At 63.1% G+C, this 20,021-nt stretch carries 19 protein-coding genes, 3 pseudogenes and 1 riboswitch; of the genes and pseudogenes, 6 read left to right on the top strand and 16 right to left on the bottom strand.

The window, feature by feature from the left end; genetic code table 11:
- The first annotated feature begins 95 nt into the window (after nucleotides 1-95).
- The gene (locus AB5Y70_RS14310) at nucleotides 96-1,475 is read left to right on the top strand and encodes an MATE family efflux transporter (protein WP_049636310.1); all 1,380 of its coding nucleotides are present in this window, start codon (nucleotides 96-98) and stop codon (nucleotides 1,473-1,475) included.
- A gap of 151 nt (nucleotides 1,476-1,626) precedes the next feature.
- The gene (locus AB5Y70_RS14305) at nucleotides 1,627-1,875 is read left to right on the top strand and encodes a YciN family protein (RefSeq protein WP_010673495.1); all 249 of its coding nucleotides are present in this window, start codon (nucleotides 1,627-1,629) and stop codon (nucleotides 1,873-1,875) included.
- 30 nt (nucleotides 1,876-1,905) lie between these two features.
- Here AB5Y70_RS14305 and AB5Y70_RS14300 read toward each other — a convergent pair whose 3' ends face one another.
- Nucleotides 1,906-3,045, bottom strand: coding sequence for a diguanylate cyclase (locus tag AB5Y70_RS14300; protein WP_049636309.1), 1,140 nt, complete (start codon nucleotides 3,043-3,045; stop codon nucleotides 1,906-1,908).
- Nucleotides 3,046-3,288: 243 nt separating this feature from the next.
- Here AB5Y70_RS14300 and AB5Y70_RS14295 point away from each other — a divergent pair, with 243 nt between their 5' ends.
- Together AB5Y70_RS14295 and AB5Y70_RS14290 are read left to right on the top strand one after the other, a co-directional pair.
- Entirely contained in the window at nucleotides 3,289-4,686 is a 1,398-nt protein-coding gene (locus tag AB5Y70_RS14295) for a nucleobase:cation symporter-2 family protein (protein WP_041213345.1), read from the top strand.
- Nucleotides 4,687-4,786: 100 nt separating this feature from the next.
- Nucleotides 4,787-5,500, top strand: a complete 714-nt coding sequence (locus tag AB5Y70_RS14290; protein ID WP_049636308.1) for a protein ligase — start codon at nucleotides 4,787-4,789, stop codon at nucleotides 5,498-5,500.
- Between the two features lie 201 nt (nucleotides 5,501-5,701).
- Here the strand turns inward: AB5Y70_RS14290 and AB5Y70_RS14285 are convergent, their stop codons facing one another.
- On the bottom strand, nucleotides 5,702-7,078 hold the full coding sequence (locus tag AB5Y70_RS14285) for a sodium:alanine symporter family protein (protein ID WP_049636307.1): 1,377 nt from the start codon (nucleotides 7,076-7,078) through the stop codon (nucleotides 5,702-5,704).
- Between the two features lie 250 nt (nucleotides 7,079-7,328).
- Nucleotides 7,329-7,439: riboswitch (glycine riboswitch) on the bottom strand.
- Between the two features lie 506 nt (nucleotides 7,440-7,945).
- Here AB5Y70_RS14285 and AB5Y70_RS14280 point away from each other — a divergent pair.
- Nucleotides 7,946-9,094 (top strand): type III PLP-dependent enzyme, encoded by a 1,149-nt coding sequence (locus AB5Y70_RS14280; protein WP_010673490.1) that lies wholly within the window; start codon nucleotides 7,946-7,948, stop codon nucleotides 9,092-9,094.
- 65 nt (nucleotides 9,095-9,159) lie between these two features.
- On the opposite strand, the gene AB5Y70_RS14275 is transcribed toward AB5Y70_RS14280, so the two are convergent.
- From AB5Y70_RS14275 to yfcD, 3 genes are all read right to left on the bottom strand, one after another.
- Nucleotides 9,160-10,128 carry a calcium/sodium antiporter gene (locus AB5Y70_RS14275; RefSeq protein ID WP_010673489.1) on the bottom strand — a complete coding sequence of 323 codons (969 nt, stop codon included), beginning with the start codon at nucleotides 10,126-10,128 and terminating at the stop codon, nucleotides 9,160-9,162.
- Nucleotides 10,129-10,252: 124 nt separating this feature from the next.
- Entirely contained in the window at nucleotides 10,253-10,723 is a 471-nt protein-coding gene (locus AB5Y70_RS14270; protein ID WP_049636306.1) for a peroxiredoxin, read from the bottom strand.
- Nucleotides 10,724-10,835: 112 nt separating this feature from the next.
- Nucleotides 10,836-11,366: an NUDIX hydrolase YfcD gene (gene yfcD / locus AB5Y70_RS14265; protein WP_080767893.1), complete on the bottom strand. Its 531-nt coding sequence runs from the start codon at nucleotides 11,364-11,366 to the stop codon at nucleotides 10,836-10,838.
- 177 nt (nucleotides 11,367-11,543) lie between these two features.
- On the opposite strand from yfcD, the gene AB5Y70_RS14260 reads away from it, so the two are divergent.
- On the top strand, nucleotides 11,544-11,759 hold the full coding sequence (locus AB5Y70_RS14260; protein ID WP_010673486.1) for a DUF1107 family protein: 216 nt from the start codon (nucleotides 11,544-11,546) through the stop codon (nucleotides 11,757-11,759).
- 94 nt (nucleotides 11,760-11,853) lie between these two features.
- Here the strand turns inward: AB5Y70_RS14260 and AB5Y70_RS14255 are convergent, their stop codons facing one another.
- The 11 genes and pseudogenes from AB5Y70_RS14255 to AB5Y70_RS14205 form a co-directional block, all read right to left on the bottom strand.
- Nucleotides 11,854-12,597: an amino acid ABC transporter ATP-binding protein gene (locus tag AB5Y70_RS14255; protein WP_049636305.1), complete on the bottom strand. Its 744-nt coding sequence runs from the start codon at nucleotides 12,595-12,597 to the stop codon at nucleotides 11,854-11,856.
- Nucleotides 12,598-12,610: 13 nt separating this feature from the next.
- Nucleotides 12,611-13,705: an amino acid ABC transporter permease gene (locus AB5Y70_RS14250; protein ID WP_010673484.1), complete on the bottom strand. Its 1,095-nt coding sequence runs from the start codon at nucleotides 13,703-13,705 to the stop codon at nucleotides 12,611-12,613.
- A gap of 9 nt (nucleotides 13,706-13,714) precedes the next feature.
- Nucleotides 13,715-14,902: an amino acid ABC transporter permease gene (locus tag AB5Y70_RS14245; protein ID WP_223953930.1), complete on the bottom strand. Its 1,188-nt coding sequence runs from the start codon at nucleotides 14,900-14,902 to the stop codon at nucleotides 13,715-13,717.
- A 62-nt stretch (nucleotides 14,903-14,964) separates the two neighbouring features.
- Nucleotides 14,965-15,984: an amino acid ABC transporter substrate-binding protein gene (locus AB5Y70_RS14240; RefSeq protein WP_010673482.1), complete on the bottom strand. Its 1,020-nt coding sequence runs from the start codon at nucleotides 15,982-15,984 to the stop codon at nucleotides 14,965-14,967.
- A gap of 460 nt (nucleotides 15,985-16,444) precedes the next feature.
- Entirely contained in the window at nucleotides 16,445-16,756 is a 312-nt protein-coding gene (locus AB5Y70_RS14235) for a DUF2845 domain-containing protein (RefSeq protein WP_182935988.1), read from the bottom strand.
- Nucleotides 16,741-17,754, bottom strand: a complete 1,014-nt coding sequence (locus AB5Y70_RS14230) for an ABC transporter permease (protein ID WP_202006972.1) — start codon at nucleotides 17,752-17,754, stop codon at nucleotides 16,741-16,743. Before AB5Y70_RS14230 ends, AB5Y70_RS14235 begins: the two co-directional genes overlap by 16 nt.
- 79 nt (nucleotides 17,755-17,833) lie before the next feature.
- On the bottom strand, nucleotides 17,834-18,715 hold the full coding sequence (locus AB5Y70_RS14225) for an ABC transporter ATP-binding protein (RefSeq protein WP_202006974.1): 882 nt from the start codon (nucleotides 18,713-18,715) through the stop codon (nucleotides 17,834-17,836).
- Nucleotides 18,716-18,852: 137 nt separating this feature from the next.
- Nucleotides 18,853-19,464, bottom strand: coding sequence for an FKBP-type peptidyl-prolyl cis-trans isomerase (locus tag AB5Y70_RS14220; RefSeq protein WP_202006975.1), 612 nt, complete (start codon nucleotides 19,462-19,464; stop codon nucleotides 18,853-18,855).
- A gap of 183 nt (nucleotides 19,465-19,647) precedes the next feature.
- Nucleotides 19,648-19,758, bottom strand: a pseudogene (locus tag AB5Y70_RS14215) (copper homeostasis protein CutC); the annotation flags it as partial.
- A gap of 14 nt (nucleotides 19,759-19,772) precedes the next feature.
- Nucleotides 19,773-19,862: pseudogene (locus AB5Y70_RS14210) on the bottom strand (copper homeostasis protein CutC); the annotation flags it as partial.
- A 38-nt stretch (nucleotides 19,863-19,900) separates the two neighbouring features.
- Nucleotides 19,901-19,990: pseudogene (locus AB5Y70_RS14205) on the bottom strand (copper homeostasis protein CutC); the annotation flags it as partial.
- Between the last annotated feature and the right edge of the window lie 31 nt (nucleotides 19,991-20,021).

Here is a 20,021-nt window from a genome sequence, read left to right as displayed (position 1 = left end):
CAAGAAAGCCGAGAGGGGCTCACAGTGAAGCCTCCCGATATCACCCCTATCATACCCACGACAAACTCTGATTTTTACCAACCCGGTTAACATAAATGAATTATTGGCAAGCGATTTTAAAACAAACCACCGATCGCGAGTTCATGACGCGACTGTGGCGACTGGCCCTGCCGGTTTCGCTGCAATCCATGATGTTCTCCCTGCTCGGCCTCATCGACATCATGATGGTGAGCCAGCTCGGCACCACGGCTGTGGCGGCGGTCGGCTTGGGCAACCGGGTCTTCTTCTTCAATCTGCTGGTGATAGCGGGGCTCTCGGGCGGGGTCTCGGTGTTGGCGGCACAATATTTCGGCCGTGGCGAGATGGCCGGGGTGCGCCGCTCCCTGGCCCTGGCCCTGGTGGGCGCCCTGGCGGTGAGCCTGCCCTTTGCCCTCGTCTATGTGCTCTCACCGGGCAGCGTGCTCGGGTTTGCCAGCCAGGAGCCCGCGCTGCGCGCGCTGGCCGACGAGTTCCTGATGATCACCGGCGCCACCATCCTCTGCACCGCCGTGGTGGTGCCCCTGGAGTCGGCCCTGCGCTCGGTGGGCAATGCCGCGGCGCCGACCCGCATCGGCATCATCGCCATCATCGCCAACGTCATCCTCAACTATGCCCTCATCTTCGGCCATTTCGGCGCCGACGCCATGGGAGTAGCCGGTTCCGCCTGGGGCACCACCCTTTCGCGCCTGCTCCAGACCGCGCTGCTGCTTGCCTATGTGTGGCGTGCCGAGCCCCGTCTCATCCCGTGCAAGCAAGACTGGCTCGCCGCCTTCAGGAGCAAGGAGGTGGTGCGCTTCACCCTGATCGCCCTGCCGCTGTTGCTGCACGACGGGCTCTGGGCCTTCGGCATGCTGCTCTACGGCTTCCTCTACGCGCACCTCGGCACCGACGCCCTGGCCATCATGACCACCCTCGGCACGCTGGAGAGCATCCTCATCTCCCTCTTCTTCGGGCTGGCGGTGGCCTGCTCCACCCTGCTCGGTCACCGGCTCGGGGCAGAGGAGTATGACGAGGCCTGGCAGCACTCCCAGCTCTTCCTGCTGCTGGCCCCCGTCGGCGCCCTGCTGGTGGGGACCGCCGTCTGGCTGATGCAGGGCAGCCTGCTGCAATGGGTCGGCAACCTGCCGGGCGAGCTGATGACTGAGGCCGGCCAGGTGCTCGCCATCATGTGTCTGGGCATGCTGCTCAAGGTGTTCAACATGGTGGGGATCGTCGGGGTGCTGCGCTCGGGGGGGGACGTCAACTACAGCATCTTCATCGACATCGTCGGCATGTGGTGCATCGGCCTGCCGCTGGCCTGGGTGGCGGTCAGCCTGCTGGGCTGGCCCCTCTCCTGGGTGGTGGCCGTGGTCCTGCTGGAGGAGCTCTCCAAGGTGCTGCTGGTGCAGCGCCGCATTCGCCAGCGGCGCTGGCTGCGCAATCTGGTGCTGGGATAAGGGAAGAGCGCAAAGCGGGAAAATGCGGGGTCATATCAATGACAGAAAATCCCGCTTTGCAGTATGCTGGCCCCCTCTTCAATCAGAGGCGGGGTGCGCCGGCCATGCCGACCCTTGTGCCCCTGCCCAGTAGTCGTTTAAGGAGACGAGCATGCAACCACAAAAAGAGCGGATCACCGAGACTGCCCTGCTGGAGATGGCCAACAAGATCATTCGTGAACACGAGGACTTCATCCACGGCATGCGCGCCGACTCGGTGGAGCAGAAGGGGGACATTCTGGTGTTCAAGGGGGAGTTCTTCCTGGCAGAGGACGGCACCCCGACCGGCAAGACCATGGCGGTGTTCAACATGTTCAAGCTGCTGGCCCAGCAGCTCTCCGGCAAATACACCCTGGCCTGACGCCAGCCCCGTCATCACCGGATGCCGCCCTCAGGCGGCATCCGTTTTTGTGCGCCCTGCATCGCCCGCGGGTTTCCCTGCCTCGGCCACCACGCAGTTGCGACCCGCCATCTTGGCCATGTAGAGGCACTCGTCCGCCCGGTTGAGCAGATCCTCCACCCCCTCACCACGCTGGGCCAGGGTCAGACCGATGCTCACCGTCACCTCCAGCAGTTCGTCGGAGGTGGGGCTTTTCACCAACCTCGCTTCCACCGCGACCCGCAGCCGCTCCGCCACCCGCTTGGCCTGTGCCAGATCCGTGCAACCGGGCAACAGGATGGCAAACTCCTCCCCGCCGTAACGCCCGAGCACCATGCCGGGCTCCAGCTGCTCCGACAGGGTGGCCGCCACCTCCTTGAGCACCGCATCCCCCGCCAGATGGCCGAAGGTGTCGTTGATGCGCTTGAAGCGGTCCAGATCCAGCAGCAGCACCGCGAAGGGAGCCTGTTTGCGGATCATGGCGGCCCTCGCCTTCTCGAGCTGCTTCATCAGCAGGCGGCGGTTCATCATGCCGGTCAGCTCGTCCGTGGTGGATTCCCGATAGAGTTGCAGCAGCATGTTGAGCTGGCCGCACTGCACCCAGGCGCTGGCGATGGCAAAGAGCCCCAGCAGCCAGACCTGATTGAGGGTCTGCACGCTCCAAAGAGGCTGGCCCACCAGCAACCAGTTGCCCGCCAGCATGGTGGCCAGAATGCCCCCCGCCAGTTGCAGGCTGAGGGAGAGGGGAATGGGGAAGATGGCGAACAGGCTGATGAGCAGATAGGGGAAGGCCATGTAGCCCGCCTGCATCTCCTGATCCGCGCCGAAGCTGTGCAGGCAGATGAGGGAGAAGAGCATCATCACCGCCATCAGGTAGCCCATCGCCAGCTTCATGCGCTCGCGCTTGAAGTGGATGAGATAGGAGAGGGGGATGAGGGGCGAGAGGGCCAGCAGGCAGAAGATCCTGACCTGGAACAGCGCCTCGAACTGGATGGCTGGCAGGGTCAGCCAGTCCACCAGGGCCCAGCTCGGGAGCCCCGCCATCAGCAGACAGGTGAGCAGCCGCAGCCGCACCGTCATGAAGCCCATCCGGGTCAGGGTAAAATCTTCGGAGTGGGCGCGGGCACTCCAGAACTCCGACAGCTTCAGCATCCAGAGTCTCCATCTTCGAACCGAGGGCTCATTCTACACCGTCCCCATCCTGATGCATCAGCCTCCCTCCCCTTTGTGAGGGATCGGTCTCACACAAACCGGCGGATCTTAATCGCCACAGGAAAACGTTTCAACCCATCGAGAAATAAACGAGTTTGCGCTCAATTAGCGCTGGAAAGCGCGATACCAATCACTAAAATAGCGCCCAATTTTCTCCCATCCCCCCACACATTCGAGGTATTTATGGAACAGGCTGCCGCCCCAAGCGCCATCCGAGAGGCCCATCCCCCCAGGCGAGCCCACAGCGAACTGGTCTACGGCATCGAGGATGTCCCCCCCCTGCCCCAGACCCTGTTCGCCGCCCTGCAGCATATGCTCGCCATGTTTGTCGCCATCATCACCCCGCCCCTCATCATCGCCAACGCCCTCGGCCTCCCTGCCGATGACACCCGCTACATCGTCTCCATGTCCCTGGTCATGTCCGGCATCGCCTCCTTCATCCAGACCCGCCGTTTCGGCCCCCTCGGTTCCGGCCTGCTCTCGGTACAGGGCACCAGCTTCAACTTCCTCGGTCCCATCATCGCCTCCGGCCTCGCCCTCAAGCAGGCGGCCATGCCCACCGACGATCTGCTGGGTACCCTGTTCGGCACCATGCTGGCAGCGGCCCTCACCATCGTCGTCATGAGCCGCTTCCTGCACCTGGTCAAACGGATCATCACCCCGCTGGTGACCGGCATCGTGGTATTGCTCATCGGCCTGACCCTCATCAAGGTAGGGCTCATCAGCATGGGGGGCGGCTATGGCGCCCTGGCGGACGGCAGCTTCGCCAGCCACACCAACCTCTTTCTCTCCCTGCTGGTGCTCGGCCTCATCGTGCTGATGCAGCGCAGTCGCAATCCCTGGCTGCGCCTCTCCGCCATCATGATCGCCATGCTGGCGGGCTATGCGGTGGCGCTGCTGCTGGGCAAGGTGGCAGCCCCCACCTTCGACGGCCCCCTGCTGATGGTGCCTGTTCCGCTCCACTACGGGCTCGGCTTTGACTGGCAGTTGTTCGTGCCGCTCGCCATCATCTTCGTGGTGACGGCGCTCGAGGCCATCGGCGACATGACCGCCACCTCCGACATCTCCGGCGAGCCGCTGGAAGGGCCGGTCTACATGGCGCGGATCAAGGGGGGCGTGCTGGCCGACGGCGCCAACTCCATGCTGGCGGCGGTCTTCTCCACCTTCCCCATGTCCACCTTCGCCCAGAACAACGGCGTCATCCAGCTGACCGGGGTGGCCAGCCGCCATGTCGGCCTCTTCATCGCCGCCATGCTGGCCCTGCTCGGCCTGTTCCCGGCGGTGGCGAGCCTGGTGCAACAAATACCTGAACCCGTGCTCGGCGGCGCCACCATCGTCATGTTCGGCACCATCGCCGCCGCCGGGGTGCGCATCATCTCCCGGGAGGAGCTGGACCGCCGCGCCCTGATGATCCTGGCGGTGTCGCTCGCCATGGGTCTCGGAGTGGCCCAGGTGCCCGAGGTGCTGCAACACCTGCCGGAGCTGGCCAGGAGCGTGCTCTCCTACGGCGTCGCCACCGGCGGCCTCACCGCCATCCTGCTCAATCTGCTGCTGCCCAGGCGCGCCGCCGCACAGGCCTGACACTCCGCCATCCTTGCACCAAAGCCCCGCCACGCGGGGCTTTACCTTGTTTGCCCCCGCGCGTACTGTGCTTGGCAGCCTCTGCCAAAGGATGCCTTTCATGCCTTATACCCTGCTGCCCCCGCCGCTCGCCCACCAGACACCCGACCAGATCCTGGCCGAGGAGCAGCGCTGGCTGCGGGAGTGCGCCGGTGACGGCGAGCCCAGGGCCCTCCTCTGGCAGGGCCCCCAATGCCTCATCGTCACCCGCAAGGACACCCGTTTGCCCCGCTACCAGGCCGCCTGCGAGCAGCTTGCTGCCGAGGGCTGGCCGGTGTTCGTGCGCGACAGCGGCGGCACCGCCGTGCCCCACGGCGCCGGCATCCTCAACCTCTCCCTCATGCTGCCCCGCACCACCCAGGATCTGGCCCACTACTACCGGTTGCTGGGGGCGCCCCTGCTCGCCCTGCTGGAGGAATACGGTCTTGCGGGCAGCTACGACTTCGTGCCCGGCTCGTTTTGCGACGGCCAGTACAACCTGGTGATCGGGGGGCGCAAGGTGACCGGCACCGCCCAGCGCTGGCTGGCGCCGGGCCGGGATCACGACGGCGCCGTGCTGGCCCAGGCCATGCTGCTGGTGGCGGGGGATGTGGACGAGGGCACCCGGATGGCGAGCCGCTTCTACGAACTGGCCGGGGGCGAGCTGCGCTTTGCTCCGGGCACCTCCACCACCCTGGCCCACGCCATTGGCTGGCAGGGGGATGAGGCGGCCCTGGTGAGCCGGGTGAGCAGTGCGCTGGCGCAGCGGCTTTCCGGAGATATTCCCTCTCCCTGACCACCTGGGGGCAACAAGCGCTGCCATTCATTGCGTAAAATGCAAAAAAGCCACGATGAGCGTCGTGGCTTTTGCGTATTTCGCACAGATATTATCAGAAGATCCGGGATCAAGCCCCGGGTTTTGCCATCCCAGCCCGGATCCCGGTTGACGCCATGGACAGGGGCCCGCTGACAGGACTTCCCGCAGGCCCGCTTCTCATCAGGCCGTCTGCGGCTCGGGCTCGGACTCCGTATCCCGGTCCCGGCTGAAGTAGGCGCGGGTCTCGGCAATCACCACGTGGCGCAGGCCGATGAGGCCGATGAGGTTGGGCACCGCCATCAGGCCGTTGACGATGTCGGCCAAGAGCCAGATCAGGTCCAGATGGAGGAAGGCACCGCTCGCCACCAGCACCAGATAGATGAGGCGGTAGGGTTTGATCGCCTTCACCCCGAACAGGTACTCGGTGCAGCGCTCGCCGTAGTAGTTCCACCCAAGGATGGTGGTAAAGGCGAAGAACAAGAGACCGATGCTCACCAGATACTGGCCCACATGGGCATCCAGCCCCTGGGCAAAGGCCAGACTGGTCATGGCCGCACCGCTTGCATCGCCGCTCCACACCCCGGTCACCACCAGCGTCAGGCCGGTCATGGTGCAGATGATGAGGGTGTCGATGAAGGTGCCGGTCATGGAGACCAGCCCCTGCTCCACGCAGGAATCGGTCTTGGCCGCCGCCGCCGCGATGGGGGCCGAACCCAGGCCCGACTCGTTGGAGAAGACCCCGCGCGCCACCCCGGACTGGATCGCCAGCATAATGCCGGCGCCGACGAAACCGCCGGTGGCCGCATGGCCGGTGAAGGCGCTCCCGATCACCAGCATGACCGCATCGGGCAGGGCGCCTGCATTGTTCACCAGCACCCCGGCACAGGCGACGATGTAGAAGATGGCCATGAAGGGCACCACCTTGCTCGACACACTGGAGATGGACTGGATACCCCCCAGGGTCACCAGCGCCACGATCAGGGTCAGCACCACGGCGGTCACTTCACGGGGTACCGAGAAGGAGAGGCTCATGGCATCACTGATGGCGTTGACCTGGGGGAAGGTACCGATGCCGAAGAAGGCGACGCCGATGCCGAACAGGGCAAACAGCTTGGCGAGCGGCCTGGAGCCGAGCCCCTTCTCCAGATAGTACATGGGGCCACCTGCCATCTGGCCGTTGGCGTCCTGCTGGCGATATTTCACCGCCAGCAGGCACTCGGCGTACTTGGTGGCCATGCCGAACAGGGCGGCCATCCACATCCAGAACAGGGCGCCCGGGCCGCCGAGCTTGATGGCGGTGGCGACCCCGACGATGTTGCCGGTGCCGATGGTGGCGGAGAGGGCGGTGCACAGGGCACCAAAGCTGGAGACATCCCCTTGCTTGCCCTGCCCCTGATCGCGGCCAAAGACCAGCTTGAGGGCCAGCGGCAAACGCACGATCTGAAGCAGACCCAATCGCCAGGTGAGATAGATACCGGTCCCGACCAGCAGGATCAGCAGGGGGGGACCCCAGATAAAGCTATCGATGGCGGCGAGCGCCGATTGAATTAATGACATGCATCCTCCTTAAAAAACAACGATTAAGGAGGAGAAGGATGATCTTCCCATAGGTGTCGCGATCGGCCAGAGGCGATCGGATGCGGGCCAAAAACGTGTTCACACTCTTGCTGCGAGGCCGTGATCAAGGCTCATGCGCTGCTCGAAAGCCTCATGTATTTACATACACTCCGGTTCCTGCGCTGCTCTTTACCTTGCTGACGACCTCTCGTTACAGACCGTGAACAGTTTCAAGCTCAGGTACAACCATCCCATCCCCTCTGTCCTTTTGCCTGAGAGTTTCCGGCGCCAGATTGCGATGCAATCACGGTGCCTTGCTCCTTCGGCGCCCGATTCAACGGGTCTCTCCAGAGTATCGTCCAGTAGCAGTCCACACCGGTTGCCCGGTACCTGAAAGATTCACTTCTTCGGTGGATGGTTGCCCATCGCTCTCCTGCTACCTTCATCCGAACTAGTTTGGATTAGGAAGCGGGCATGATAATCCAAAAAATGTGAGCTGTCTCGCACTCCCTGGCCCCGGCGCCCCCTTTTTACCTGGCCTCAACCCCCAGGCCTGATGTTATTAGTTCGTTAACTATCAACAGCTTATCAAGCTCCCTTCGGAGGTGCTCCCCATCACGGCCCTGATCGCTCCCCGTATCAAGAGCCTGTTTCGTCTCGACCAGAAAAACTTGCCGACATATCCAATCAAAATGCTTGCACACAAACTCAATAAGCCGATAATCCCGCGCATAACTAAGCACTTTGCAAGGAACTTATGCAATGTGCCTGGTGGGTCCCTCCGGACCGCTCGCCTGAGCCGGCCGTCGCCGGTTCAATCGCATATGGCTTGGGCATATCACGCCCCCTAAGGACTATCAAAAGAGAATGAACGAGACCCTGGTCGCACAAGATTACCGTCAGTTGGTTGAACAATTCGGCTCCCCCCTGCTGCTGCTCGACAAGGCAGCCGTCCGCAAACAGTATCGGGCCCTGGCGGCCGCCCTGCCCGATGTGCGCTTGCATTATGCACTCAAGCCCCTGCCCCACGAGGCGGTGGTCTCTGTCTTGAAGGAAGAGGGGGCCTGTTTCGATCTGGCCACCAATGGCGAAGTGGATCTGGTGCGCAGCCAAGGGGTTCGCCCGGGACGCTGCATCCATACCCATCCCATCAAGCGTGACAGCGACATCCGTTATGCCCTGGAATTCGGCTGCACCGTGTTTGTCTATGACAACCCGCTGGAGCTGGAAAAGTTCCTGCCCTACAAGGATGAAGTGAAACTGCTGCTGCGGGTCAGCTTCCCGAACCCCGAGACCAAGGTCGATCTTTCCAAGAAGTTCGGCTGCACCCCGGAGCAGGCACTGCCGTTGCTGCAACTGGCCCAGGCCAAGGGGATCAAGGTGATGGGGCTGTCGTTCCACGTCGGCTCCCAGGTGCCCCACGCCCGTCGCCACGTGCAGGCCATCGACGCCTGCCGCGAGATCATGGAGCAGGCCTGGGAGCTCGGGCTCAAGCCCTGGGTGCTGGACATCGGCGGCGGCTTCCCGGTGGACTATGACGGCGGCGAGTTCGACATCGACGGTTTCTGCGCCCCGATCCGCGAGGCCCTGGCCAAGCTGCCCGCCACGGTACAGAAGATTGCCGAGCCGGGCCGCTTCATCAGCGCGCCGGCCATGACCTCGGTCTCCAGCGTGATGGGCAAGGCCCACCGCGGCGACAAGATCTGGTACTACCTGGATGACGGTCTCTACGGCAGCTACAACGGCCAGCTCTACGACCACGTCACCTACCCGGTGAGCACGCCCTATGCCCATGGCGAACTGCACAATGCGGTGCTCTCCGGCCCCACCTGCGACAGCGTGGACGTCATCCGCGACAGCATCATGCTGCCGGATCTCGAGATCGGCGAGCTGGTGGTGGGTCGGGTGATGGGGGCCTACACCTGGGCCTCCGCGTCCACCTTCAACTTCTTCCCCAAGGCGAGCATCCTGATCCTGGACAGCGCCCAGAAGCAGAAGCTGGTTGCCGTGGCCTGAGACCAGGCCCCGCGCACAAAAAAGAGGGGACGCCGCGGCGTCCCCTCTTTCATGTCATCACCAGACTAGATGAACTGGCTCGTCAGCAGCCAGCCGGTGTAGGCGACGAAGCAGGCGAGCAGCACGCCCCCCTCCAGCCGGTTGATGCGCCCCTGCCCCTTGCGGCCCAGACACATCACCAGCAGCAACAGGGTCAGCCCCATCATGATGCTCCAGTCGCGGGAAAGCACTTCGGGCGCCACCTCGAGCGGGTGGATGCCTGCGGCGATGCCCACCACGGCCAGGGTGTTGAACAGGTTGGAACCCAGCACGTTGCCAAGGGCCAGATCGTGCTCGTTCTTGCGGATGGCGATGAGGGACGATGCCAGCTCCGGCAGGGAGGTCCCCACCGCGACTATGGTCAGGCCAATCACCAGATCGCTGATGCCAAAACCCTGGGCGATGGTCACCGCCCCCCACACCAGCAGACGGGAAGCCCCGATCAGCAGCACCAGGCCGACGATGAGCCAGAGGATGGCGCTCTTGAGAGACATACCCTCGGAGACGATGTCCTCCTCGGTATCCGTATCCAGCGCATCCCCCTTGCCGTTCATGCCGGCCCAGATGGACCAGCCCATCAGCACTGCGAACACGGCCCCCAGAATGGCGGCATCCATCCGGCCCAGATTGCCATCGATGAGCAGGGCGCCGGAGAGCAGGGTGATGCCGAGCAGGATGGGGATCTCCTTGCGCACCACCTGGGAGGCGACGGCGATGGGGCTGATCAGGGCGGTCAGACCCAGGATCAGGGCAATATTGGTGATGTTGGAGCCATAGGCATTGCCGAGCGCGAGCCCGGGATTGCCCTGGGAAGCCGCCAGCGCGGAGACCACCATCTCGGGGGCCGAGGTACCAAAACCGATGATCACCATGCCGATCAGCAGCGGCGGCATACCGGCGTAACGGGCGGTGGCGGCGGCGCCGTCCACGAACTTGTCGGCACTCCAGACCAGCAACGCCAGTCCGGCAATCAGGGCAACAAAAGCCAGGGTCATATTGTTCTATCTCATCCACGGCAAACACGAGAGCCAGGCAAGTTGCCTGGCTCCATCCAAACGCGGCCTCAGTGTAACGGGGCCGCTTGCTATTTCAAGGTGTAATCAAACGCCGATTAATCTTTCACAGCGCCGCCAGCAGGCTCTGGGCATCCGACACCTCGAACTTGCCCGGCGCCTCCACGAAGAGCCGCTCCACCACACCATCGTTGGCGATGAGGGCAAAACGCTGGGCCCGCACGCCGCCGAAGGCCCCGGTCTCCTTGGCAAGACCCAGTGCCCGGGTCCAGCTGCCGTCGCCGTCCGCCAGCATGGTGATGTCAGCGGCGTTCTGTGCCTCCTGCCACGCCTTCATCACGAAGGCGTCGTTGACCGACAGACAGCACAGTTCCACCCCCTTGGCCTTGAACTGATCGGCCAGCACCACGTAGCCCGGCAGGTGGGCGTTGGAGCAGGTGGGGGTGAAGGCGCCGGGCACCGCAAAGAGCACCACCCGCTTGTCGGCAAACAGGGCCCGGGTATCCTTCACCTGCTTGCCCTCGGCGGTGATAAAGGTAAATTCCCCTGCGGGCAGGGATTGACCGACCGTGATCATGATGACGCATCCTTCTGTGGTTCAAAGAGGCCCAGTCTACCCCATTCCACCAGAAGGCGAAGGGGTCCATCGAGCAGCAACAACGCGATTGGGGAGCGAACGCCTGTCGCCCCTATTTCTGGCCTGATGGCAGGCGCCTTGCCTGCCAGGTGGCGATGGCGAGCAGGGAGTCAGGCGTGAACTCGTCCGCCCGATCGGCTATCTCGCCCAGGCTCATCCAGTGCACCTCGCTCACCTCTTCGGCCTGCAGTTGCAGCGGCCCCTGATAGTGACAGCTGAACAGGCCGCCCCAGACCCGGTAGCGGCTGCCGCTCGCCTCCCCTTCGGCATAGAAGGTGCCGTAATCCTGCAGGGGCACGTCGCGGATCCCCAGCTCCTCGGCCAGCTCCCGCCGGGCGGAAAGGGCCATGGCCTCCCCCGTGGTCACCACGCCACCGGCGCAGGCATCCAGCATGCCGGGGCAAAAATCCTTGCTCGGGGTGCGCCGCTGCACCAGGATGCGCTCAGCCTCATCCAGCACCAGGATGTAGCTGGCACGATGGCGCAGGTTTTCCTGACGCACCCTGGCGCGCTCGGCCACCCCGATCACCCTGTCCTGCTCGTCTACTATGTCCACCCACTCCACGTGCGGCACCTTTGTCATGTCTGCAATGGCCGCAGTATATCGGGCCCCGGACCCGGACTCTCACTACTTTTTCAACGCCGGGGCTGCACGCCAGTCGATCACAAGACAGATTCATACAAATCTTTATCAAGTGTCACATCAGTGTCACGGTCCGTCGGCATAGTGTGCCCTGTCCAAACAACAGGGTCTCTTGCCATGAAGGTGTTCAAGCAGTGGTCTCCCCGTCGAATTGCTCGCTATATCAAGAGCTTCCATCATGGAAGCTTCATGGTTGAAGCACTGGGGCGGTTTGAGTTTCAAGGGGGGATCATCGATGTGAAGCCGTTGAGCTGTCATCAGGCGCTGAGCCTGGCCCGGCAGATCAACCTGGCCGTGCGCGATCTGCGCACCACCACCCTGTTGCCGGGCTGACATACTCCTTTCTGTCTGTCGTCGACTTCCATGTACACATTTGCCCGCCGCTCATTCGAGCGTGCGGGCTGTTTTTCTAAGGTTGTGCCCTGCCTCAGTGCTGCAGGATCTGGGAGAGGAAGAGCTTGGTCCGATCGGACTGGGGGTTGTCAAAGAACTGATCCGGCACGTTCTCTTCGATGATTTGCCCCCGGTCCATGAAGATCACCCTGTCCGCCACCTGCTTGGCAAACCCCATCTCGTGGGTGACGCAGAGCATGGTCATCCCCTCGTGGGCCAGCTCCACCATCACATCCAGCACCTCCCGCACCATCTCGGGATCCAGCGCAGACGTCGGCTCGTCAAACAGCATGACCTGGGGATTCATGCAGAGACTGCGGGCGATGGCGACCCGCTGCTGCTGGCCACCGGAGAGCTGCCCCGGATACTTGAGCGCCTGTTCGGGGATCCGCACCCGGCGCAGGAAGTTCATGGCGATCTCCTCGGCCTCCTTGCGCGGCAACTGCTTGACCCAGATGGGCGCCAGGCAGCAGTTCTCCAGCACGGTCAGATGGGGGAAGAGGTTGAAGTGCTGGAACACCATGCCCACCTCCCGGCGCACCGTCTCGATGTTCTTGAGATCCGAGGTCAGGGCCGTGCCCTTGACCAGGATGTCCCCGCTCTGGTGCTCTTCCAGCCGGTTGATGCAGCGGATCATGGTGGACTTGCCCGACCCCGATGGTCCGCAGATGACGATCTTCTCCCCTCTGCCCACCTGCAGGTTGATGTTGCGCAGCACGTGAAACTCACCGTACCACTTGTTGACCTCTTTCAGTTCGACAACTGCGTCCGCTTTCATATCAGAACGACTCCTAATGCTTGTGGCCCGTGTTGAGTTTGCGCTCCAGATAGATGGAGTAGCGGGACATGCCAAAACAGAACATCCAGAAGATCATGGCGATAAAGACATAAGCTTCGGTGGAATACCCCAGCCAGGCCGGATCCGCCAGGGCCACCTTGGAGATGGCCAGCAGATCGAACAGCCCGATGATCAGCACCAGGCTGGTGTCCTTGAACAGGGAAATAAAGGTGTTCACCAGGGAAGGAATGGTGATCTTGAGGGCCTGGGGCATGATGATGAGGCCCATCACCTTCCAGTAGGAGAGCCCGAGGGCATCCCCCGCCTCATATTGCCCCTTGGGGATCGCCTGCAGCCCCCCTCTCACCACCTCGGCCACATAGGCCGCCTGGAACAGGATGATGCCGATGAGCGCCCGCAGCAGCTTGTCGAGCTCCACCTCGGTACTCATGAACAGTGGCAGCATGACGGACGCCATGAAGAGCACAGTAATGAGCGGCACCGCCCGCCAGAACTCGATGTAGACGGTACAGAGGCTGGAGATGACCGGCATGTGGGAGCGACGCCCCAGTGCCAGCAGGATGCCGAACGGCAGTGCTACGACTATGCCCACCACCGCCAGCACCAGGGTGAGCATCAGCCCGCCCCAGCGGTTCGTTTCCACCACCTCCAGCCCCGCTCCCCCATGGATGAGGAAGAAGGCGATGACAGGGAACACCAGCAGGGTGAAGAGCGCCAGCCACCCCTTGCGCGGGGTCTTTGGCCAGATGAGCAAGGCCAGCAGCGCCGCCAGACCGGCGAAGGTCAGGTTGATGCGCCAGTACTGATCGGCCGGGTAGAAGCCATAGAGATACTGCCCCAGCCGGCTCTCGATGAAGATCCAGCAGGCACCGCCCTGGACGCAGGCCTCGCGGCTGCTCCCCTGCCAGGTGGCCGAGAACAGCGCCCAGTCCAGTGCAGACCAGATGAGTGGCAGCAACAGATAGGCCAGCACCAGGGTCAGCAGGCCGTTCCACCAGTTGGGGAAAAGGTTCTGCCTGATCCAGGCGAGCGGCCCCCGACGGTGGTTGGGAGGCGGCAGCGCCTCCTGCAATTCATTCACGAACATGACAGCTCCCTAGCGCTCAACCAGCGTCATTCTGCGGTTGTAGATGTTCATCAGCACCGAGGTGGTGATACTGATGACGAGATAGACCCCCATGGTCATGGCGATGACCTCGATGGCCTGCCCTGTCTGGTTGAGAGTCGTCCCCATGAACACCGAGACCAGATCCGGGTAGCCGATGGCGGTCGCCAGGGAGGAGTTCTTGGTGAGGTTCAGATACTGGCTGGTCAAGGGAGGAATGATGACCCGCATGGCCTGGGGAATGATCACCAGCCGCAGCGTCTTGGTGGGCGAGAGCCCGAGGGCGGAAGCCGCCTCCGTCTGCCCCTTGCTGATGGCCAGGATGCCGGATCGCACTATCTCGGCGATGAAGGCCGCCGTATAGATGGTGAGCGCCAGCAAGAGGGCCGCGAGCTCCGGCAGCACCGTCAGCCCGCCCCGGAAGTTGAACCCCTGCAGCGCAGGCACGCTCCAGCTGAGCGGGCTGCCCGCCAGCAGGAAGGTGATGCCCGGGAGCAGCATGACCAGGGCGGCCACACAGCGCCAGAACGGGAAGATCCTGCCGGTCAGGGCCTGACGGCGGCGAGCCCAGCGGCCCAGCCCCCAGCTCAGCAGCACCGCGAGCACCAGTGCCCAGAGCACGTAGCCGAATCCCTCTTCGAACAGGGGCTTGGGCAGATAGAAACCCCGCACGTTGAGGAAGGCGAGCCCGCCTATATCCACGCTCTGACGCGGGGAAGGCAGGGTACGCAGCACCGAGAAGTACCAAAAGAAGATCTGCAGCAGCAGCGGGATGTTGCGAAACGTCTCTATGTAGACGGCAGCGATTCTGGACACCAGCCAGTTGCGCGACAGGCGCGCGACCCCGAGTGCGAACCCGAGCAGGGTGGCAAACAGAATGCCGAGCACGGAGACCAGCAGGGTGTTGAGCAGACCCACCACAAAGGTGCGACCGAAGGTATAGGTCTCGTCGTAGGGGATGAGGCTCTGCAAGATGCCGAAACCGGCCGTGTTGCCCAGAAAATCAAAGCCTGTGGTGATGCCACGGGTGGCCAGATTGGTCAGGGCATTGTTGACGATGTAGAACAGAAACCCGATAACCGCCGCGATGGCCAGGCACTGGAAGAGCAGCGCCCGCACCTTGGCGTCATACCACCAGCGGCCCTGTTCTTTCCTATGGTTTGATGCGTGTAACGCCATGAGGATGACTCCGACAAAGCCAGGGAAAACATGGGGGGCCAGGCCCCCCGGTGACTGTCGACTCAGCGGATGGGTGGCGCGTACATCAGACCGCCCTTGTTCCAGAGGGCATTGATGCCGCGATCAATCTTGAGGGGGGAGCCGGCACCGACGTTGCGATCGAAGGATTCACCGTAGTTGCCGACCTGTTTGACGATGTTGTAGGCCCACTTGTCATCCAGCCCCAGCACAGTCCCTTTGGGCTCTTCCAGCCCCAGCAGGCGACGGATGTCAGGATTGGTGGACTTGAGCATCTCGTCCACGTTGGCACTGGTGACCCCGGCCTCCTCGGCATTGAGCATGGCGTTGAGGCTCCAGCGCACCACCTTGAACCACTGATCGTCACCCTGACGCACGGCTGGGCCCAGCGGCTCCTTGGAGATGACCTCCGGCAGCACCACGGCTTCCTCTGGCTTGGTGAGCTTGATCTTGAGGGCATAGAGCTGGGACTGATCCGAGGTCAGCACGTCACAGCGGCCGGCTTCGAAGCCCTTGACGGTTTGATCCGAGGTATCGAACACCACTGGGGTGTACTTCATGCCGCCATTGGCGCGGAAATAGTCAGCCAGGTTGAGCTCGGTGGTGGTACCGGACTGGATGCAGACGGCGGCACCGTCAAGCTCCTTGGCGCTCTTGACCCCGAGGGACTGCTTGACCAGGAACCCCTGCCCGTCGTAGTAGTTCACCCCGGCGAACGTGAGGCCCAGCGACCCATCCCGGGTCAGGGTCCAGGTGGTATTGCGCGAGAGCAGATCCACTTCCCCGGACTGCAGGGCGGTAAAGCGCTCCTTGGCGGTGAGGGAGACATACTTGACCTTGCTGGCGTCCCCCAGTACCGCGGCGGCCACGGCGCGGCACACGTCCACGTCGAGCCCGGTCCAGGTTCCCTTGGCATCCGGGTTGGAGAACCCGGGCAGGCCGTCACCGACCCCGCACTGCACGAATCCCTTCTTCTTGACGGCATCCAGCGTACCGTCCGCCCACGCATTGGCTGCCATCAGCGACAGCGCCATCACCATACCTGCCTTGTGTATCTGCTTCATGTCACTCTTCCCTGTGGTTTGATTCGAACAGGCATCAAAATCTAGCGAGATGCCATCGTTTCCCTGCTTTTTGGCAGCTTATCCAGCCGCAGAAAAACCTGTCAATCGGTGCAATCCGGCCCAACCATGGTGCAACAGAACAAAATATCTAAACGGGGGAATATGCACTCTCAGAATCAAAAGTAGACCCTTATTTGCCAAATAGCCTGCTGCTTAAAACCCTTCTTGGCATGAGGATTATTTTTCGAAAATAAATCGGCTGCACCGCATTGGGGCAGCCATTTCTGCTGACAACTGACTCATCAGATTCGGTTTTATGCCAAAAGCACCAGAGTGAGGCAGCATGACCCCATATGGAAAAATGGCGATAACAGGCAGGGAAAAGCAACAGAAAAGGAGCTAAAAGGTGGGGAAATGGCGACCTCATCTCCCGCAGGCTGGGCTTCAGAAAACCAGGAGGTCATCCTCCCCGTGGACCATCCGCAATGTCGGTGATGACGCCGTTTTCGACGGTGACAAACTGCATGAATTCCCGCTTGCCGAAGTTGTAGGTCCAGCGCTCGGCATACTTGACCGTCACTCTCGCCCCGAAGCCGTTCTCCTCGAAGCGGGTGAGATCTTCCTTGAGCATCGGCTGGCCACAGCGAACCAGCAGCTCTGCCGTGGTGTCTCCCTCGGTCAGCAAGGCGTTCTTGCAACGCAGGGTACCTGCCTGCACAGGCAAGACCGCCACCAGCAACAACCACAGAACAGGTTTCATTTTGCACTCCATTTGAACAGCATGGCTCCCAGCGAGATGCACACCAGGGCGAACACCATGACCTGACCCAGAGGGCCTGCCACCTCCTGCCATCCCGCCCCTTCCAGCATCACGGCGCGGGCTGCTTCGATGATCTGGCTGAGGGGCAGCCTGGCCGCAAGCTGCTGCAGCCAGGCGGGCGCGCCTTCCAGCGAGAACCAGACACCGGATAAAAACATCATGGGCAAGCTGATGAGATTGAGCAAACCGCTCGCCAGCTCCTCGTTCTGCAGGCGAGCGGCGATGAGCAGGCCAAAGGAGGCCATGGCCGTTCCTCCCGCCAGGGCGATCACCAGCAGCAGCCACCCCGACCCGATGAGGGGCACATCCAGCAGCCAGTAGGCCGCGCAGAAGACCAGCAGGCTCACCACCAGGCTGATCAGCACCCGTGACAGCAACTGGGCGAAGAGAAACTCCAGCGCGCCGAGCGGCGTGGCTCGCAGCCGTTTCAGCACCCCGTTCTTGCGATAACGCACGATGACGAACCCGACCCCGAACAGGCCGGAGAACATCAGGTTCATGCCGATCACCCCGGGCAGCAGCCAGTCGCCGTAGCGGATGGCGCGCCCGCTCAGGGTCTCTCTTTGCAAGGGCACCTGCACCGCCTGGCGCAGCAGATACTCGGCCATGGCCCCCTGAGGAGCGTCCGGGTTTATCCAGTAACGCCCCCCGGCGGGTGAGAGCAGCAGGTCCAGCTGATGGTGACGGACCTTGAACTGGCCTCTCGACGCCTCGTCATAGGGGATGATCTTGAGCAGCGGCACGGCGCGCAGCGGGGCATAGGTTGCGGGCAGTTCCCCCACCACCCCGATCTGCACCAGCGGTTTGGGCGGGCCGGAGAAGATGAGGGAGAAGCCGATGACCAGCAGGAGCGGGAAAAGCAGGTTCCACACCAGGGCCGCGCGATCGCGTACGAACTCGAGGGTGCGGGCATAGAAGAGCGCCCCGATGCGCTTGAGGGATCCCTTCATCGTCCACTCCCGGGATTGCATGTCGGCAAGGCGTACCGCAGCTCGGAGGCCACGGTCAGACAGAACTCGGTCATCCCTCTCATGCGCCGCTCCGCAGGCTATGGCCGGTCAGGTGCAAAAAGAGATCCTCCAGGTTGGGGGAGCGCACCTGCATGCCGGTGAGCGGCACGCCCAGACTCAGCAGCCTTGGCAGCAGGGCCGCCACGTCGGGACAGCTTAGCTCCACCTGATCGCCGCAGGGGCGCAGCGCATAGCCGAGCCCGGCGAGGGCCGGGTGATCCCCGAGGCGCACCAGCACGCCGTCGAAGTGGTGGGCCAGCAGGGCGGCAGGGGTATCCAGGCTGAGCAGGTGACCGTGATCGACGATGGCAATCCGATCGCACAGCTGCTGGGCCTCGTCCATGTAGTGGGTGGTGAGCACCACCGTCTTGCCCTGGGCCTTGATCGCCTCGATGCGCTGCCAGAAGTGATGGCGCGCCTGGGGATCCAGCCCGGTGGTGGGCTCGTCCAGAAACAGCAGCTCGGGATCCCCGAGCAGGGCCAGGGCCAGCAGCAGGCGTTGGCGCTGGCCGCCGGAGAGCTTGCGACTGTCCCTGTCGATGAACTCGCCGAGGGCGCACAGCTCGATGAGCAGCTCCCGCGGCAGGGGGTTGGGATAGAGGCTGGCGAACAGGCGCAGGGTATCGCGCACCGTCAGAAAATCCTGCAGCGCGGTGTGCTGGAACTGGATGCCGATGCGGGAACGATAGTCGGGGCCGCGTGGCGCGCCGTGAAACAGGATCTCGCCGCTGTCCGGGGTGAGGATCCCCTCCAGCAGCTCTATGGTGGTGGTCTTGCCCGCCCCGTTCGGGCCGAGCAGGCCGAAGCAGCTGCCGGCGGGAATGGCAAAGTTGAGCCCGTCCACCGCCTTTACCCCGGGGAAGTGCTTGACGAGATCGACGACCTCGATGATGGCTGACATGGCGTGTCTCCCTCACATGGCCGGAATGGACGACGCTCTGACTATATCCAAATCCCGGGTGAAGGCCCATGGCCCGTCTGCGCGCCACCAAAACAAACGGCGACCCTGGGGTCGCCGTTTGCATCACGCCAGCCGGATCACAGGATGTCCAGCAGCTCCACTTCGAAGACCAGGGCGGAGTACGGCGGGATGGAGCCGGCGCCACGGGCACCGTAGGCCAGATCCTGCGGAATGTAGAGCTTCCACTTGGAACCAACCGGCATCAGCTGCAGGGCTTCCACCCAGCCGGCGATCACGCCGGTCACCGGGAATTCGGCCGGCTGGCCGCGGGCGACGGAGCTGTCGAACACGCCGCCGTGGGTGAAGGTGCCGTGGTAGTGCACACGCACGGACTGACCGGCCACCGGGACGGCGCCATTGCCTTCGACCATGACTTCGTATTGCAGACCGGAGTCGGTCACCTTCACGCCGGCACGCTTGGCGTTGTCGGCCAGGAAGGCTTCGCCTTCGGCGGCAGCGGCCTTGGCGGCGGCTTCCTGCTCTTCCTGCATGCGGGCAGTGATGACCTGGAAGGCCTCGTTGATATCGTCACGGCTGACCGCGAACTCCAGACCGTTCAGGGCATCTGCCAGACCTTGTTGCAGGGCCGGGATATCCAGGCCGGCGAAGGCTTGCTGCGCCAGCTGATCACCCATGTTGCGGCCGATGCCATAGCTGGCCTTCTGTTCGATAGAGTCGTATTGGGACATTGAGAAGTTGCTCCGGGTCCTGAGGGTAAAAGAGTTGGGATGATATCAGACTTTTTCGCGAGGTGCTGCGGGCGACGGTCCTGATTTCCCAGCCTCTGGGAGGGAGTTCACATCCGCCCCTCATCCCCGGGCCCTTCTCCCGCGAGGGGCTAAGGGGGAAGAGACGGCTGCGCCAATCCCTCCTCAGGCCTGAAGCAGGGCCCGCACCGCCGCGACCTTGGCGCCGTCGGTGATATTGACCCGGCCATCGTCCGAGGTCCCCATGTTGACCCCGCAGGGAGGGACACCATGCCGCCGCACGGTCTGTATCAGGCCCTGTCCAACAGAGCCCGCACCGCCGCGACCTTGGCGCCGTCGGTGATGTTGACCCTGCCGTCGTCCGAGGTGCCCATGTTGACGTCACAGAGAGCGGCACCATGGCGCCGCACGGTCTGCATCAGGCCTTGTCCAGAAGTGCCCTCACCGCCGCGACCTTGGCGCCGTCGGTGATGTTGAGCCGGCCGTCGTCCGAGGTGCCCATGTTGACGTCACAGAGAGAGGCACCATGGCGCCGCACG

This window comes from Aeromonas sp. s1(2024) (genome assembly GCF_040908005.1).
In the GTDB taxonomy this organism is placed as follows: Bacteria; Pseudomonadota; Gammaproteobacteria; order Enterobacterales; family Aeromonadaceae; genus Aeromonas; species Aeromonas caviae.
The sequence above is the reverse complement of the archived record's forward strand: the minus strand, read 5'-3'. Positions and strand labels throughout refer to the sequence as shown.